This window comes from Paenibacillus phyllosphaerae, from assembly GCF_014192105.1.
Classification (GTDB): Bacteria; Bacillota; Bacilli; order Paenibacillales; family Paenibacillaceae; genus Paenibacillus_Z; species Paenibacillus_Z phyllosphaerae.
Genome location: NZ_JACHXK010000002.1, coordinates 428,699 through 445,231 on the forward strand (window position 1 = coordinate 428,699; position 16,533 = coordinate 445,231).

The following is a 16,533-nucleotide window of genomic DNA, read 5'->3' on the forward strand; positions in this document are numbered from 1 at the left end:
CGTTATGAAGCAAGATAAGAAGATATATTCCATTAAAGAAATAACCCGTTACATCAAAATGAAGCTGGAGTCGGATATCGTGCTTGGCGACGTATGGCTGAGGGGCGAAATCTCGAATTTCACCCACCACTCCAGCGGTCATATGTATTTTACATTGAAAGACGAAGGCAGCCGGTTAAAATGCATCATGTTTGCCTCGCACAATCAGCGCCTTCCTTTTAAGCCGAAGGAAGGGGCTAAGGTGCTGGCCAGAGGCAATTTTTCCGTCTACGAGCGAGATGGCAATTATCAATTCTATGTGACGCAGATGCAGCCGGACGGAATCGGAAGCCTCTACTTGGCTTACGAGCAGTTGAAGCAGAAGCTGGATCAAGAAGGGCTGTTCTCGCCAACTAGAAAACGGGCCATACCCAGGTTTCCCAAGGCGGTTGGCATCATTACATCCCCGACCGGTGCCGCTGTCCGGGACATCATCATCACACTGCAGCGCCGATACCCTTCCGTGCCGGTGCTGCTTTTTCCCGTTCTTGTCCAAGGGAGCGGAGCTGCGCCTGCAATCGTGAAGGCGATCGAAACAATGAACCGATTGGCTGAAGTCGACGTATTAATTGTTGGGCGGGGCGGAGGCTCGCTGGAAGAGCTTTGGGCATTTAATGAAGAAAGTGTTGCCCGCAGCATCGCTGCCTCCGAGATTCCAATTATTTCAGCCGTAGGACACGAAACCGATTTTACGATAGCAGATTTTGTAGCCGACCTGAGAGCGGCAACGCCAACGGCCGCAGCAGAGCTGGCAGTGCAGAACGTTCAAGAACTTAGGTCACAATTGGCTTCGCAGCAGGCTAGGCTGATTCAATCCCTTCGCGGCGCGGTTAGGTCAAGGAAGGAGAAGCTGGGGCGGTTGCAGCGTTCGCCAGTGTTCATCAACCCGAGAAGATATTTGCTTCAACAGGCAGAACGGCTGGACCGGCTGCAGGAACGGCTAGCCTCACGTACCCATAGACAGGCGGAACGCAGCCGGGATCGTCTGCTCCGGCTTCAGACGGCTTTGGCGGCGGCCTCTCCGCAGGAACGCGCCTTTCGTGAAGGCCGCCGAGTCGAACAGGCCGAGCGCAGGCTGCAATTGGCCATGACGGGCACGCTTAAGGCCCGCAAGCAGGAGCTTGGCGCAGTGCTGAAACAGCTGGATGCGCTTAGTCCGCTGAAGGTTATGGCGCGCGGCTATGGACTTGTCTACGACGAGCAGGAACAGCGGTTGATCAAGTCCATTGAGGACGTTCAGTTAGGCGATATGGTGAAGGTAAAGTTGGCCGATGGGCAGCTGGACTGTCAGGTTTGGTCAATGAAAGGGGAAGAATAGTAATTATGGAGCAGGAGCAGATCAGTTTTGAAGAGGCCATGGAACGGCTGGAGACGATCGTAGGAAAGCTTGAGAACGGCGATGTGCCGCTCGAAACTGCCATTGAGCTGTTCCAAGAGGGGATGAAGTTGTCCCAACTCTGCGGCGCCAAGCTCGAACAGGTGGAACGCAAAATCGAAGTGCTGATCGAGAATGAGAATGGCTTGCACAAAAAACCGTTTGCAGGCGCAAACGAAGATAGAGGAGAATAAGCTTGAACGTTTCAACATCGATTAAAGACTATCTGAAGTCTATAGTTGTGGAAGTTGAGGAAGCGCTCCAAGATTCATTCCCGTCTGAGCTTGGCGTTCCCGGCCAGCTTCAGGATGCGATGATGTATTCGCTGGAAGCAGGCGGCAAGCGGCTGCGCCCGGCGTTAGTGCTGACGGCTGCAGAAGCTGTCCGCGGCAATGCCGCAGCTCGTGAAGCAGCAATGCCTGTTGCTTGCGCGATCGAGATGATCCATACGTATTCGCTAATCCACGACGATTTGCCAGCGATGGATAACGATGATTTTCGCCGCGGCAAACCGACCAATCATAAAATCTTCGGCGAAGCGATGGCGATTCTTGCGGGCGACGGTTTGTTGACGCACGCATTTTATGCCGTCACGCAAGCTGCCAAACGAGGCGTTCCGGCGGAGACGGTGCTGGCGATCACTTCGGATTTGGCGATGCTGGCAGGCGCACCGGGGATGGTAGGCGGCCAGGCAGCCGATATTCTAGGCGAGCAGGGCATCACTTCGCTGGGAGAACTGGAATATATCCATTTGCGGAAGACAAGCGACCTGATGGTGTTCTCCGTGACCGCCGGTGCCCGTGTAGGAGGAGCGACTCCGATCCAACTTCTGGCCTTGGGGGAATTTGCCCGCAAGCTCGGTCTGGCCTTCCAGGTACAAGACGACATTCTCGATCTCGTAGGTGATGAAGCGAAGCTCGGGAAACCGGTCAAAAGCGACGTCACACAGCATAAAGTTACGTATCCTTATCTTATTGGGCTGGAACAAAGCAAGGAACTCGTAACGCGGCTGACCAATGAAGCGAAGCACGCATTGACGCGTGCGGATCTGGCAGCACCGGATCGTTTGTTGGAAATTGCCGATTATTTGATGGGGCGCGACCATTAGAGGAAAGGATTAGCGTCTTGGGCATTTGTGTAACACTATGCTATAATATGTCACAAAGTCAGACGTTCATCGGAATACGGTAGCCGCCTGCCATGAAAGCGAGGAATTTAATGTGTTGCTCGAACAGATCAACGAGCCGAAAGATTTGAAAACTTTATCAGTCCCGCAATTGGATGAGCTTGCAGCCGAGATCCGCGCATTCCTTATAGAGAAGCTGTCCGTTACGGGGGGACATCTTGCGCCGAATCTAGGGGTCGTCGAGTTAACGCTGGCCATGCATTATTTGTTCGACAGTCCTAAAGATAAGTTTATTTTCGATGTCGGGCATCAGTCGTATGTTCACAAAATATTAACCGGACGCAAAGATCAGTTCGATACTTTGCGTAAATATAAAGGGCTTTGCGGATTCGTCAAACGCTCGGAGAGCGAACATGACGTATGGGAGGCCGGTCATAGCAGTACGTCGCTGTCTGCAGCCATGGGCATGGCGCTTGCACGCGATCTGAAAGGCGAGACGAACAAAGTCGTTGCCGTTATCGGCGACGGTTCTCTAACGGGCGGTATGGCGCTTGAGGCGCTCAACCATATCGGTCACGAGAAGAAGAATCTGATGGTCATTCTCAACGATAACGAGATGTCGATCGCGCCGAACGTCGGTGCGCTGCATCACTATCTGTCCAAGATTCGGACGGATCGCCATTATCAGAAAGCCAAAGAAGAACTGAATCAGTTCTTGAACAAAATCCCGGCAATCGGCGGCAAGCTTGCCAAGACAGCGGAACGGCTTAAAGATAGCGTCAAATATTTGCTCGTTAGCGGCATTTTGTTCGAGCAGTTCGGCTTTAATTATTTTGGCCCGGTAGATGGCCACGATATGGAGCAGCTGCTGGAAGTGATGGAGCAAGCGAGCCATGTGCAAGGTCCGGTAATGATTCATGTCATTACGACCAAAGGCAAAGGATATTCGCCGGCTGAAGCTGATTCCCACAAGTGGCACGGGATCTCGCCATACAAGATTGAATCCGGCCAAGTCTTGAAGGCGGTCGGGCCTCCGATGTATACGGAGATCTTCAGCGACGCGCTGATCGAGCTCGCCAAGAAGGATGAGCGCATCGTGGCGGTTACGCCAGCTATGCCAGGCGGCTCTGGATTGATCAAATTCGGAGAGTTGTTCCCTGGCCGAATGATCGATGTCGGTATCGCGGAACAGCATGCCGCTACGTTATGCGCGGCAATGGCGATGGAAGGGATGAAGCCCGTCTATGCGGTCTATTCCACCTTCCTGCAGCGTGCCTATGATCAGGTCGTGCATGATATTTGCCGTCAGAATCTGAATGTCATCTTCGCAATCGACCGCGCAGGTTTCGTAGGACCGGACGGCGAGACGCATCATGGCGTCTATGACATCGCATATCTGCGCCATATACCGAACATGGTGCTCATGATGCCGAAGGATGAGAACGAACTTCGTCGGATGATGAAGACGGCGGTTGATTACAACGACGGGCCAATCGCAGTCCGTTACCCGCGGGTCAATGGCGTAGGCGTTGAGCTGGAGGCGGAGATGAGACCGATCCCGATCGGCAAGTGGGAGACGGTTCGCGAAGGAGATTCTTCCATCATCATCGCGGTCGGACCAATGGTGCAGGTTGCCGAGGAAGCGGCGGAACAGCTGAAGCGTGACGGACAGAACGTCCGTGTCATAAATGCTCGTTTCATCAAACCGTTGGATGAAGCGATGCTGCTGCAGTTGGCGAAGGATGGGCTGCAGATCATTGTGCTCGAAGAAGGCACCGAGCTTGGCGGCCTGGGAAGCGCAATCCTTGAGTTCTACTCCAAGCAAGGCATTAACGGCGTGCCGATTCGCATTATCGGGGTACCGGACAGATTTATCGAGCACGGTTCCATTAAGGAACAACGTCAAGAGACAGGACTTACGGCTGAACGCGTGGCGACGGAATTAAGAGCGCTCAGCGCCGGGTTTCGGCAGCGCGTGAACGGAACGGCTTAACAATTGGGAGATTAGGATGACCATTAGTAAAGAACGGATTGATGTGTTGCTCGTAGAGCAAGGCTTCTACGAAAGCCGAGAGAAGGCGAAGGCTGCACTCATGGCCGGCCTTGTCATCGTAGATGGGGAAAAAGTCGAGAAGAGCGGCATGAAGGTGCCGCGGACCGCTTCCATAACGGTCAAGGGTGCTCCGCATCCTTACGTTAGCCGGGGCGGGTTGAAGCTCGAGAAGGCGATCCGCGCGTTCGAGCTTCAGCTGCAGGATGTCGTTATGCTGGACATCGGTGCCTCGACGGGCGGATTTACCGACTGCGCACTGCAGAACGGGGCGAAGTATGTCTACGCCATTGATGTCGGCTATAATCAGTTGGACTGGTCGCTTCGTCAAGATGAGCGGGTGAATGTAATGGAACGAACGAATTTCCGTTATATGCAGCCGGAGGATCTGAAGGGACCGGCGCCTACCTTTGCGACGATTGACGTTTCATTCATCTCGCTGAAGCTGATACTGCCGACGCTTGGCACGTTGTTTGTGCCGGGCTCAACTGTTATGGCGCTCATAAAGCCGCAGTTCGAAGCAGGACGCGAGAAGGTTGGCAAGTCTGGTGTAGTGCGCGAGCCTGCGGTCCATCGTGAGGTTCTGCGCACGATCCTGGACTTTGCCGGGGAGATCGGATTCCTGACCAGGAATTTGACGTTCTCGCCGATTACCGGCGGGGAAGGCAATGTAGAATTCCTCGTCCATTGGGAATGGACGGGGCAGACTGGCCTTGCGGTGCCGAGCGACGAGCAGATTGCAGCGATCGTGCAAGAAGCCGGTTCCACCTTCAGCAGCGGCAAAGGCAGTTAAGATCAGCGTTTGCCTAGAAGAGTCTCTTAAGCGTGATTACGCTTGAGAGACTCTTTTTTGACTGTAATGGCGTGTTCCCCTTTGCAGAGACGGATATTTTTGTTACACTAGGCCTAAAGGCAAACAAGCGTTCGTGTTCATATAGATTGCAAGAGACTCGATGAAGATTTGAAGGAACGGATTTCATCCACAAGGAAACGAGCGTCCACAGCGCGAAGTTATGGGAAGACCAATGCATGTGGAGGTGCGTTCATGGCGAAGTACGGAGATTGGCTCGTAATGATTGCTGCTGGCATCCTGGCGGTCTATTGGATTTACCGCGGGTTTTATCGTTGGCTGCATGAACCGCCTGGCCTCCATTCGAACTTACTCCTTAGCCGCGCAGAGGCTGTTAACGAAGAGGATGAGAATGTTCAGCTGTTGGAGCAGAACGGGTATGAGGTTACGTATGGCAAGTATCGTCTACCGATTTCCATTGACTTGGATGGCGAGCGGCTGCAGAGCCGCTTGTTTATCGACATGATTGCCGAGAAAGACGGGAAACACTATATTGTGAAGACGGCGAGAGAACGGATGCCTATTGATTGGACAGGCAGCGGCGTACGGGACAAGCTGATGATCTATGCTTTATTGCTTCCGGAGGCGGAAGGGGTGCTGTTCGTCGATCATAAGGAACAGCTTATTCGGACGATCACCTTTCATTTTCCGGAGTAACGGCTGTATGAACCAAGGAGGAAGATTATGAAGAGCGTTAGACATATGAAGATAAGAGAGATTATTACGAGCCAGGTTGTGGAGACGCAGGAGGAGCTGGTCGAGTCATTGCGTTCAGCCGGGCTCCAAGTTACTCAGGCAACCGTGTCGCGAGATATAAAGGAGCTGCAGCTCATTAAGGTGCCGGCTGAGGATGGCCGCTATAAGTATTCCTTGCCCCAAGAGCAGCGAATGAACCCGATTCATAAGCTGAAGCGGGCGCTGGCGGATCACTTCCTGCATATCGACTTTACGGACAATCTGGTCGTCATGAAGTGCCTTCCCGGTACTGCAAATGCGATCGGCGCCATGATTGACAACATGGAATGGTCGGAAGTGATGGGTACGATATGCGGCGATGACACGATTCTGATCATCTGCCGCTCCAAAGAACAGAGCAACGAGATCGTTGAACGTCTTCTGGCCTATATGAACTAACAGCCGCTAAGGCAACCTGTACATGATCAAGGAGGAATAGTCATGCTTCGCGAATTATCCATTCGAAATTTAGCTGTCATTGAGTCGGTTAGGGTGCGTTTTCATAATGGATTTCATGTCCTTACGGGGGAGACGGGCGCAGGGAAGTCGATTCTGATTGACGCCCTAAGCCTTATTGTAGGCGGCAGGGGTTCATCGGATATGGTCCGATACGGCTGTGACAAAGCAGAGATCGAAGCGATGTTCGAGCTGCCTGACATCCATCCCGTATGGAATACGCTTCACGCGTTCGGTATCGAAGTTGCGCCTGATGAGGGTCTTCTCGTCAGACGAGAGCTGTCGGCGCAAGGGAAGAATGTGAGCCGGATTAATGGACGGATCGTAACAATGTCCATGCTTCGCGAAGTAGGCGAGTATCTGGTGAATATACATGGCCAGCATGAGCACCAATCCTTATTCAAGTCGGAACGCCATCTGGAATGGCTGGATCTGTATGCGGGTGATCTGGTTTCCCAGCTGATAGCTCGTTATAAGGAAACCCATCGCCGATACGATGACGCCCGTCATAAACTAAGGGAGCTCGAGGATTCCTCCAGACAGAACATGCAGATGCTCGACCTGTACCGCTTCCAGATCGAAGAGATTTCGAATGCGCGTCTGAAGATAGGCGAGGATGAATTACTCCAAGAAGAGAAGCAGAAACTAATGTATGCCGTGAAACGCCGGGACTCTGCATCCGAGGCGTATGCACTACTGTACGGAAACAAAGGATTGGACGCGATTAGCCGTTCGATCTCGAGACTGGACGATATTCGGGATTATGATCCTGCAGTGCTCAATCCGTTGCTGGAGCAGGTCCAGTCCGCTTTTTATCAGCTTGAAGACGCTGCTTTCCAGCTGCGAGATTACCGCGATAGCGTGGAATCCGATCCGGAACGGCTTGCCGAGATTGACGATCGGCTTGATATGATCCACAGCTTGAAGCGTAAGTACGGCGAGAATATCGCCGACATTCTGGCATATCTTGATAAGATTCAACGTGAAGCCGACAAAATCGAGAATCGTGACGAACATATCGAGCGGCTGCGCAAAGATGAAGCACGGCTTTATGAAGAGGCTGTGCAGATTGCGATGTCCTTATCGGAACTGCGGCGCGGTGCGGCGCATAAGCTTGCCGCTGCGATCGAATCCGAGCTGAAGCAGTTGCAGATGGAAAGGACCACATTCCGCGTAGAACTGCTGATGCACAAGGTCGGTGACAAATATAAGTTGCTTGCCAACGGCATCGACGAAGCGGTGTTCCTGATCGCGCCGAACCCGGGCGAGCCGCTGAAGCCGCTTAATAAGATCGCGTCAGGCGGTGAGATGTCCAGAATCATGCTGGCGCTCAAGACGATTTTCGCTTCCATTGATAAAGTGCCTACGCTCATCTTCGACGAGGTGGATACGGGTGTCAGCGGTCGGGCTGCGCAAGCCATCGCGGAGAAGATGTCGCGCTTATCGCGGCAATGCCAAGTGTTCTCGATTACGCATTTGCCTCAGGTTGCATGCATGGCCGATCATCATTACGAAATCCGCAAGTCCATCGTATCGGAACGCACATCCACGAATGTAACGGAGTTGGACCATACGCCTCGCGTAGAGGAATTGGCCCGTATGCTCGGCGGTGTCGAGGTAACTGAAAAAACCCGGCATCATGCACAAGAAATGCTTGACTTGGCGGAACAACAGAAGGGGGCGTAATGGAAGGCTTTCAGGGAATGTTTTTGGCGACATAAAACGTAAGGGGCAAGGTTACCTTATAGGTACGCAAATGGCGAACGCCTTTCTCGTCAAGCGAAAGTATGCACAGGGAGCGTGAAGTCATTGAATGCCAATCAGCGTAAGCGGTGGCTCGGTCTTGTTCTCGTATTCTTCGTTTGCGTGCTTGGTCTTTCCTCCCCTTTTCAACATTTTGCCGCCTTCCCGAACGAACTTCGTTTGTTCTCCGGCCAGTTGAAGCAATTAGACTATGGCATGCCCGTTCATGCGCAAGTAACGGTTGACCCCACGATTCTCCATGTGAACGGTTCTAAGGATCGCTCATTGTCCATTGATCTGAACAAGCCAATCTCGCTTCAGACGGAGCAGATCGGTGAGACGACAATGAAGTTGAAACTCTTCGGCAAAATACCGTTCAAAACCGTTAAAGTAAATGTAGTGCCTGATTTAAGGGTTGTCCCTGGTGGGCAGACCATTGGCGTTAAAGTGAAATCCGCCGGTATTATGATTGTCGGGCATCATCAGGTCAAGACAGCACAGGGAACGAAAGTGTCTCCAGGGGAAGTCGCAAATCTTCAGCTTGGCGATTTGATTACCCATATTAATGGCAAGTTCATTAATGAGGTACGCAAAGTCGCAGATCTAGCCGAGCAAGCCGGAGCCTCCAAGAAACCGCTCCAACTGAAAGTGAAACGCGGTGACCAATCTTTCGAAACGAAGCTGAACCCCGTATTTGATGCAGAAGATCAAGCTTGGCGTCTGGGACTATATATTCGCGATTCCGCGGCTGGTGTCGGCACGTTAACGTTCTATGCACCAGACCAAGGCGTATATGGAGCACTTGGCCACGTCATTACTGACATGGACACGCAGACCCCGATTGAAGTTGGTGAAGGCCAGATTCTTCAATCTCATGTCACCTCGATTAATAAGAGCCAGAATGGCGAACCAGGGGAGAAGCGCGCCCAATTCGTCAAAGAAGGCAAGGTGCTGGGGAATATTGAACGAAATACATCGTTTGGCATCTTCGGCAAGATGGACGAATTGCCGACACACAGTTATAATGAACAAGCACTCCCTGTGGCTTTCGCGGAAGAGGTGAAGGAAGGTCCAGCTGAACTTCTCACCGTTGTGAATGGACAGAAGGTCGAGCGATTCTCGGTTGAAGTCGTTCATGTTACCAAGCAATCTTCACCCGCAACCAAAGGGATGGTTATTAAAATTACGGATCCACGCTTAATCGAGCAGACAGGCGGTATCGTTCAAGGCATGTCAGGCAGTCCGATTATACAGGACGGCAAAATCATTGGCGCCGTAACCCATGTGTTCGTCAACGATCCTACATCTGGCTATGGATGTTTCATTGAATGGATGTTGCAAGATGCTGGCATCCTGCTCAAGACAGAAGGTCGAAATCTTAAGGCTGCTTAATGCGCCTTAAGATTTTGCTTTGTCAGGTGATTGTAAGAATAGCTTGCACTTCTGTAATGTTTGTCGAACGGCTACGAAAAAGCATGGTTTATGTTGTAAATTTTCCATTATAATTCATCGTAAAATAAAAATAAACAAAAATATTATTCGACAGAAGGAATTTACTGTTAGGTGTCGAAAACTTTAGTCAGCAGAGAAAGATTCACTTGGATAATGAATGTAAGATAGTAGCATACATGCTATTAACTCTAAGGAGGATGTCACCTTGCAAAAGATCGAAGTTCTGCTCGCTGATGATAACCGCGAATTTACTAACCTTTTATCCGAGTATATTTCCGAACAAAGCGATATGGTTGTTACCGGAATTGCTTATAATGGTGAAGAAGTTCTCCGTGCGCTGGAAGAAAACCGTAAAGCGCCAGATGTACTCATATTGGATATTATTATGCCTCATCTCGATGGTCTTGGTGTACTCGAACGTCTGCGTGAGATGAATTTGAATCCGATGCCGAAGATCATTATGCTTACGGCATTCGGCCAAGAGAATATCACACAAAAAGCTGTTCAGCTCGGCGCCTCCTATTACATATTGAAGCCATTCGATATGGAAATTCTTGCTAATCGTATTCGCCAGCTGGTTGGCAACACGACCGTCGTGTCGGGCTCCAGCTCAAGTTCCGCTTTTAGCAATACGGTATCGAAGTCGAATGTCGTACCGCTTGGGAAAGGCAAGAATCTGGATGCGAACATTACGAGCATCATTCATGAGATTGGCGTTCCGGCACATATTAAAGGCTATCAGTACCTGCGTGAAGCGATCACGATGGTGTACAACAACATTGAGATTCTCGGTGCGATTACGAAGACGTTGTACCCAGCAATCGCCGAGAAATTCAAAACAACGCCTTCCCGCGTTGAGCGTGCGATTCGTCACGCAATCGAAGTGGCATGGACGCGCGGCAACATCGACAGCATCAGCCACCTGTTCGGCTATACGATCAACATCAGCAAGTCGAAGCCGACCAACAGCGAATTCATCGCGATGGTCGCCGATAAGCTGCGCATCGAGCACAAAGTGAGCTAGTGAATTCGACGACAACCCAATAAGGGCGAGATGCTCGCCCAATAACGAAGAAGCCGATCCTTGAAGTGAAGGAAAGGCTTCTTTTGTGTTTGATGAAGGTTTTATGGTTTTGGAGCTGCGTTGTTGGCGCCAAATTTTTTTGCGCAGGCCGTATCTTGTGTACGTCCTTATTCGTTTACAATGTAAGTGTATGGATGAAGGGAGGTTCGGGAGTTCCGATGGTGAACGGAATAGCAGAGCAAGACTTCGAACAGAGTCGACAGGTGCTGTACCGGTATTGCATGAAGCTGACGGAATCGACCTGGGAAGCGGATGACTTGGTCCAGGAAAGTTGCGCAAAGGCGCTCGCATATCTGAGAGATGGCCGTACCCATGCGAATCTATCTGCTCTACTCATGCGTACAGCGCGTAATCTATGGGTCGATCAGAAGCGGCGTGAGCGGACAATGAAGCTCATCATGAACGAGAAGCAGTTGTATGAGCTCGCAACTTCTAATGAGCAATCTGCAATTTCTGATGCCGAATGGTGGATTCGCCACTTGGTGACGGTGCTTTCTCCACTCCAACTAACCGTATTTATGATGAGGGAAATTTTCCAATATAAGGCGCATGAGACGGCCAATCTGCTGCTCATAAGCGAAGGTGCGGTAAAGGCGGCATTGTTCCGGGCTAGACGCAATATTGAACGCGAACGTGGATCGTGGATGGATGACGCGCTCGATAAGCCTGTGGATGAATGGACGCACGATCTAGCCCTTGCTTATAGCCAGGCGTTCGAACGGTCGGATGTGACCGCCATGATTCAGCTTGCAATGACCTATAGCCAAGCTGCGAGCGGTATACGAGCAGTCGGGCAATACCAGGTGACGCAACAAGCGGAACAACACGGTTCGCTTAAAGCGGGTAACCCGGCGATACAGATGTGTTTTGCCGCTTAAGATGATTACGCATAAGAGGAGGCCATACGATGAATCTTGTTCCTTATGTCGTTGAACAATCCGGCCGCGGAGGAGAACGGAGCTACGATATTTATTCCCGGCTGCTAAAAGACCGCGTCATTATGGTCAGTGGCGAGATCGAAGACACGATGGCCAATTCCATCGTTGCTCAGCTCTTGTTTCTGGCTGCCGATCAGCCGGAAAAAGACATTCAAATGTACATCAATTCTCCGGGCGGATCCGTGACTGCGGGCTTCTCGATCTATGATACGATGCAGCATATCGCGCCTGATGTATCGACGATCTGCACCGGTTTCGCCGCCAGCTTCGGGGCAATCCTGCTTGCAGGCGGAGCAAAAGGGAAACGATTCGCCCTTCCGAACAGCGAGATTATGATCCATCAGCCATTAGGCGGCGCGCGTGGGCAGGCGTCCGATATCCAAATTCATGCGAACTGGATCCTGCGAACGCGTCAGAAAATTAACGAGTTACTAGCGGGTCATACCGGGCAATCGGTAGATCGAATCGAGCGGGATTCCGACCGTGACCGATTCATGGACGCGGAGGAGGCGCAAGCTTACGGGCTTATCGACGGTGTTATTCGACGTGCCTGAATGCTGTGCGGCTGATCGCGGCTATGCTTCGCTTTCCCACTAAGTCCCAGTATATTTCCTTCCATACGCAGTCGATATAGACTGTAAGGAGGAATGATCATGGGCAAGCTTGGCAGGAAGTTAAATTCATTGCGAGTAAAAGTAATCGTGCTGCTGCTGATCGTTTCTTTGTTACCGTTATTGAGCATAACCGCCATTCAATATAACCGTTCGAGCTCGGCTCTGAACGATAAGACGGTCGATGAATTGCAACAGCGCGCTGAATTGAATGCGATTATTATGAATAACTGGGTAACGGCGAAGATTAGTTCGCTACAGACGTTGTTGTCCGAGACGCCGGTCATGAAAGAAGGCCGATATGAGGATATCATGCCGTTGTTGAAGACCCTCGATGCAAGCGATGCAGAAATCATTAAAGCCTCCTTCATCGATAGCAGCGGATTGCTGCATAATACGCTCGATCAGACCATCGATGCGTCGAAGTTCGGCAATTTTGTATCGATGAAAGAGAATAAAAAGGTTAATGTGTCGAGTATCAAGAAAGATTCGATTACAGGTAGCGACATCGTCATTCTCGATGTACCGGTTCTGAATGACAACCAGCAGTTCGTCGGCCTGATCCAATCGGTTCTCGATCCGAAACTTATTAGCGATGTGGTAGCTCGGATTCAGTTTGAAACTTCCGGTTATGGTTTGCTGCTTGATACCGAAGGGACCATTATCGCCTCGAAGAATAAAGATAGTCTGGGAACGAACATTTTTGACACCTATGCGGAAGATACGCGCGATGCGGCTAAGCAACTATTTAGTTCGAAGGCAACTTCGCAAGAATCGATCCGGGACGTCAATGGCGTGATGCATGCAATCGCTTATGCGACCGTGGACAGCGCAGGCTGGCGCTTGCTCGTAAGCGCTCCGGACAGCGAGGTCTATGAAGAGGTTAATGCGCTTCGGCAAAACGCAATGTATCTTATTCTCATCTCCGTTATTCTCGTCATAATCATCGCCGTTATCGTCGCCAGAGTGATGATTAAACCGATTCTCGCGCTGTCTGACGTAATGAAGCGTATCGCAACCGGCGATTTGACGGACCGTATGCAAGAGAAGGGCAACGATGAGATTGGCGAGTTGAGACGCAATGTCAATTACATGCTCGATTCGTTCAGTCATATTCTGAACAAGATGAAAAACTCGATCGAAGTGGTAGCCGCTTCGTCTGAGCAATTAACCGCAACGGCTATTGAGTCGTCGGCGACAGCCGAGCATGTAACGGGCGCGGTCGAGAAAGTCGTCAATGGTGCCAAGGCGCAGCACGAGGCTGCCGGGCAAACGTCCACTGCGACGGAAGAGATGGCGCAAGGCGTCACGCGCATCGCACATTCCTCGTCGGATGTCGCGGAGTCTGCGCAAGGCGTTACGATTGAGGTACAGCGCGGTCGCGACGGGGTGCAGCAGGCGATCAGCCAAATCCAGGCGGCCAGTCATTCGGTGGAGGCTTCGGCACAAACCGTCAGCACGCTGCAACAGAAATCGATGCTCATTAAGCAAATTGTGGGCGTTATCTCGGAGATCTCGTCGCAGACGAATATGCTGGCGCTCAATGCTTCCATCGAAGCGGCGCGTGCGGGCGAACATGGCCGCGGGTTTGCGGTAGTTGCCGGGGAGGTGAAGAAACTCGCCGATCAAACGAGTCGTTCCGCCGTCGAGATCGAGAGCATCATCAAGGATATGCTGGAGGCGGTCTCTTCTGCGGACCAGACGATGCATGTCGGGCTCTCGGAAGTCTCGCAAGGCGAGCAGCTTGTGCTGCAGGTTGGCCAGACGTTTGACAAAATTCTGTCCGAGGTTCAAGCGGTTAACGAACAGATTCAAGAGGTATCCGCCGCAGCGCAGCAAATTTCGGCCGGAACCGAAGAAGTTGCCGCTTCCGCGCATGATGTGTACACGATCGCGCAAGATACGTCGGGGCAGCTGCAAACGGTCAGCAAACGGATGGAGGATCAGCTGCAGTCGATGAAGGAGATTAACGGTTCATCGGAGGCGCTGAGCAGGATGGCGATTGAGCTTCAGGAAGCAGCTTCCAAGTTCATCGTGAAATAACGGATGCGCTAGCCGCAAAAAATAAGCCATGTCGGCCTTCTTAAGGCAGACATGGCTTTGCTGTGTTTATTGGGCGCCGGGACGCGGCGGCCGAGGACGCTTCTGGCGGAACCGTGGAGCGACGTAATTGCGTTTGCGGTCACGGAAGAAGGTCCATCCCCCGATGAAACCAACCCCCACGCCGAACAGCAGGAAGCCCGCTATAAAGCGGCCGATTTCAAAACGTTGAACGACATCTTCATTGCCGAATGAGGAGAAGTAATGGAATACGGCATCTTTCATAAGCAGAAAGCCGTAAGTGGCGCCTATTCCTGGAATAACGAGCAGCAGTATAGCAATAAAACGTGCGACGACCGGTTTCATATACGTGTAGATCCTCCTGTTAGTACCAAGCATAACGGTAAGATACGCTCCTATCATACCGTTTTCAGCCAGACCTGTCTATTTGCAATCCGAACTGATGTTTTTCATGACGTAGAAAAAAAGGTACAATAGGAAGCGGGAAGGTAAAATCGGCGGTAAGGAGCGAAAGGTCATTTATGACGATTCAATGTGATATTGCTGTCCTGGGAGGCGGCATTGCAGGATATACAGCTGCGATTCGCGCAGCGCAGCATGGCAAGCAGGTAGTCTTGATCGAGAAGGAGAAGCTGGGCGGTACATGTCTGCACAAAGGGTGTATCCCGAGCAAGTCTCTTTTGCGCAGCGCCGAGATCTACGCAACGGTGAAGAAAGCAGGCAGCTATGGCATTAAAGTAGCTGAAGGGGCGATTGAGCTCGACTTTGAGGGCGTGCAACAGCGCAAGGAGCAGACGGTCGACCAGCTGTATCGGGGACTTCAGCACCTAATGAAGAAGAACGGCATTACCGTCATCAACGGCAGCGGCCGTGTCATCGGCCCGTCGATCTTCTCGCCGAAGAGCGGCAGCGTGGCGGTAGAGCTCGCCGATGGCGAGATGGAGACCGTCGTTTCGAAGAACCTCATTATTGCGACGGGTTCCAGACCCCGCCGGCTGAATGGTCTTCCTGCGGATGGCGTACATATTATGACGAGCGACGATGCGCTGCGAATGGAGCAGCTGCCCGCATCCATTCTTATTGTGGGAGGCGGAGTTATTGGCGTGGAGTGGGCTTCCTTGCTGTCTGATTTCGGCGTCCAAGTTACGATCGTCGAGACGGCGCCGCGTCTGCTCGCGGGCGAGGACCCTGAGGTCTCGGCAGAACTGACGAAGCAGCTGAAGCGCAGATCGGTTCAAGTCCATACTGGCGTCCAGCTGAAGCTCGAAAGCTACAAGCAGGCTAACGGGGAGATTTCGCTTGAAGCAGAGACAGCGAACGGTTCGGTTACGCTGCGTGCAGAACGAATGCTCGTATCGGTTGGCAGACAGGCGAACGCAGAGTCGATCGGGCTGGAGAATACCGACGTACAGGTGAAAGACGGCTTTATCCGCGTGAATGGCTACTACCAGACGACAGAGCCTCACATCTATGCGGTAGGCGACGTCAATGGCGGCTTGCAATTGGCCCATGCAGCGGCGCATGAAGCGCTATTGGCGGTTGATCACATCTTAGGCGGCAAGGAGCAAGCCGGCGACAGCAGTCTAGTGCCGCGCTGCATTTATTCAAGACCGGAGATCGCTTCGGTGGGAATCACGGAAGACGAAGCGAAGAGACGCGGCCGTCAGGTGAAGGTGGGCAAGATTCCATTCCAAGCCATCGGCAAAGCATTGGTGCTCGGGGATACGGACGGGTTCGCCAAAGTGATCGCGGATGCCGAGACGAATGACATTCTTGGCGTTCATCTGATCGGCGCGCACGCAACGGATCTCATCTCCGAAGCGTCGATCGCGATGCTGCTCGATGCCACGCCTTGGGAGGTCGGGGAAGTCATTCACCCGCATCCGACACTGTCCGAGATTATGGGCGAGGCGATGCTGGCTGTAGACGGGAAAGCCATCGCGTTCTAACGAATGGGACAAGCCAATCGTTGCGGGTACGTTTCCTTTTTTGCTGCATTCAGGTATAATGAAA

General features: G+C 52.0%; 15 protein-coding genes. 14 read left to right on the plus strand and 1 reads right to left on the minus strand.

Annotated features, from left to right (window positions below; genetic code table 11):
* Nucleotides 1-4: 4 nt before the first annotated feature.
* The 13 genes from xseA to FHS18_RS06120 all read left to right on the plus strand — a co-directional run bounded on the left by xseA (nucleotide 5) and on the right by FHS18_RS06120 (nucleotide 14,502).
* Nucleotides 5-1,357, plus strand: coding sequence for an exodeoxyribonuclease VII large subunit (gene xseA, locus FHS18_RS06060; RefSeq protein ID WP_183598020.1), 1,353 nt, complete (start codon nucleotides 5-7; stop codon nucleotides 1,355-1,357).
* A 5-nt stretch (nucleotides 1,358-1,362) separates the two neighbouring features.
* Nucleotides 1,363-1,608: an exodeoxyribonuclease VII small subunit gene (xseB, locus tag FHS18_RS06065; protein ID WP_183598022.1), complete on the plus strand. Its 246-nt coding sequence runs from the start codon at nucleotides 1,363-1,365 to the stop codon at nucleotides 1,606-1,608.
* A gap of 2 nt (nucleotides 1,609-1,610) precedes the next feature.
* The gene (locus FHS18_RS06070) at nucleotides 1,611-2,522 is read left to right on the plus strand and encodes a polyprenyl synthetase family protein (protein WP_183598024.1); all 912 of its coding nucleotides are present in this window, start codon (nucleotides 1,611-1,613) and stop codon (nucleotides 2,520-2,522) included.
* 112 nt (nucleotides 2,523-2,634) lie between these two features.
* Nucleotides 2,635-4,533 carry a 1-deoxy-D-xylulose-5-phosphate synthase gene (gene dxs / locus FHS18_RS06075; RefSeq protein WP_183598026.1) on the plus strand — a complete coding sequence of 633 codons (1,899 nt, stop codon included), beginning with the start codon at nucleotides 2,635-2,637 and terminating at the stop codon, nucleotides 4,531-4,533.
* Between the two features lie 16 nt (nucleotides 4,534-4,549).
* Nucleotides 4,550-5,383, plus strand: coding sequence for a TlyA family RNA methyltransferase (locus FHS18_RS06080; protein WP_183598028.1), 834 nt, complete (start codon nucleotides 4,550-4,552; stop codon nucleotides 5,381-5,383).
* 252 nt (nucleotides 5,384-5,635) lie between these two features.
* Nucleotides 5,636-6,097 (plus strand): hypothetical protein, encoded by a 462-nt coding sequence (locus FHS18_RS06085; RefSeq protein ID WP_183598030.1) that lies wholly within the window; start codon nucleotides 5,636-5,638, stop codon nucleotides 6,095-6,097.
* A gap of 27 nt (nucleotides 6,098-6,124) precedes the next feature.
* Nucleotides 6,125-6,574, plus strand: a complete 450-nt coding sequence (gene ahrC, locus FHS18_RS06090) for a transcriptional regulator AhrC/ArgR (protein ID WP_221401208.1) — start codon at nucleotides 6,125-6,127, stop codon at nucleotides 6,572-6,574.
* Nucleotides 6,575-6,616: 42 nt separating this feature from the next.
* Nucleotides 6,617-8,317 carry a DNA repair protein RecN gene (recN, locus tag FHS18_RS06095; protein WP_183598032.1) on the plus strand — a complete coding sequence of 567 codons (1,701 nt, stop codon included), beginning with the start codon at nucleotides 6,617-6,619 and terminating at the stop codon, nucleotides 8,315-8,317.
* A gap of 123 nt (nucleotides 8,318-8,440) precedes the next feature.
* A complete protein-coding gene (gene spoIVB / locus FHS18_RS06100) occupies nucleotides 8,441-9,766 on the plus strand; it encodes a SpoIVB peptidase (RefSeq protein WP_183598033.1) in 1,326 nt (441 codons plus the stop codon).
* A gap of 265 nt (nucleotides 9,767-10,031) precedes the next feature.
* Nucleotides 10,032-10,850 (plus strand): sporulation transcription factor Spo0A, encoded by an 819-nt coding sequence (gene spo0A, locus FHS18_RS06105; protein ID WP_183598035.1) that lies wholly within the window; start codon nucleotides 10,032-10,034, stop codon nucleotides 10,848-10,850.
* A gap of 218 nt (nucleotides 10,851-11,068) precedes the next feature.
* Nucleotides 11,069-11,788 carry an RNA polymerase sigma factor gene (locus tag FHS18_RS06110; protein ID WP_183598037.1) on the plus strand — a complete coding sequence of 240 codons (720 nt, stop codon included), beginning with the start codon at nucleotides 11,069-11,071 and terminating at the stop codon, nucleotides 11,786-11,788.
* Nucleotides 11,789-11,817: 29 nt separating this feature from the next.
* Entirely contained in the window at nucleotides 11,818-12,402 is a 585-nt protein-coding gene (gene clpP, locus FHS18_RS06115) for an ATP-dependent Clp endopeptidase proteolytic subunit ClpP (protein WP_183598039.1), read from the plus strand.
* A gap of 129 nt (nucleotides 12,403-12,531) precedes the next feature.
* A complete protein-coding gene (locus FHS18_RS06120; RefSeq protein ID WP_183598041.1) occupies nucleotides 12,532-14,502 on the plus strand; it encodes a methyl-accepting chemotaxis protein in 1,971 nt (656 codons plus the stop codon).
* Nucleotides 14,503-14,568: 66 nt separating this feature from the next.
* Here the strand turns inward: FHS18_RS06120 and FHS18_RS06125 are convergent, their stop codons facing one another.
* On the minus strand, nucleotides 14,569-14,865 hold the full coding sequence (locus tag FHS18_RS06125) for a DUF2627 family protein (RefSeq protein WP_183598043.1): 297 nt from the start codon (nucleotides 14,863-14,865) through the stop codon (nucleotides 14,569-14,571).
* Nucleotides 14,866-15,041: 176 nt separating this feature from the next.
* On the opposite strand from FHS18_RS06125, the gene lpdA reads away from it, so the two are divergent.
* Nucleotides 15,042-16,469 (plus strand): dihydrolipoyl dehydrogenase, encoded by a 1,428-nt coding sequence (lpdA, locus tag FHS18_RS06130; protein WP_183598045.1) that lies wholly within the window; start codon nucleotides 15,042-15,044, stop codon nucleotides 16,467-16,469.
* Nucleotides 16,470-16,533: the final 64 nt, after the last annotated feature.

Coding starts and splice junctions, on each gene's coding strand:
- FHS18_RS06125 (WP_183598043.1), bottom strand. CDS start 14,865: ATGAAACCGGTCGTCGCACGTTTTATTGCTATACTGCTGCTCGTTATT.
- FHS18_RS06110 (WP_183598037.1), top strand. CDS start 11,069: ATGGTGAACGGAATAGCAGAGCAAGACTTCGAACAGAGTCGACAGGTG.
- ahrC (WP_221401208.1), top strand. CDS start 6,125: ATGAAGAGCGTTAGACATATGAAGATAAGAGAGATTATTACGAGCCAG.
- xseB (WP_183598022.1), top strand. CDS start 1,363: ATGGAGCAGGAGCAGATCAGTTTTGAAGAGGCCATGGAACGGCTGGAG.
- recN (WP_183598032.1), top strand. CDS start 6,617: ATGCTTCGCGAATTATCCATTCGAAATTTAGCTGTCATTGAGTCGGTT.
- xseA (WP_183598020.1), top strand. CDS start 5: ATGAAGCAAGATAAGAAGATATATTCCATTAAAGAAATAACCCGTTAC.
- lpdA (WP_183598045.1), top strand. CDS start 15,042: ATGACGATTCAATGTGATATTGCTGTCCTGGGAGGCGGCATTGCAGGA.
- FHS18_RS06085 (WP_183598030.1), top strand. CDS start 5,636: ATGGCGAAGTACGGAGATTGGCTCGTAATGATTGCTGCTGGCATCCTG.
- clpP (WP_183598039.1), top strand. CDS start 11,818: ATGAATCTTGTTCCTTATGTCGTTGAACAATCCGGCCGCGGAGGAGAA.
- FHS18_RS06080 (WP_183598028.1), top strand. CDS start 4,550: ATGACCATTAGTAAAGAACGGATTGATGTGTTGCTCGTAGAGCAAGGC.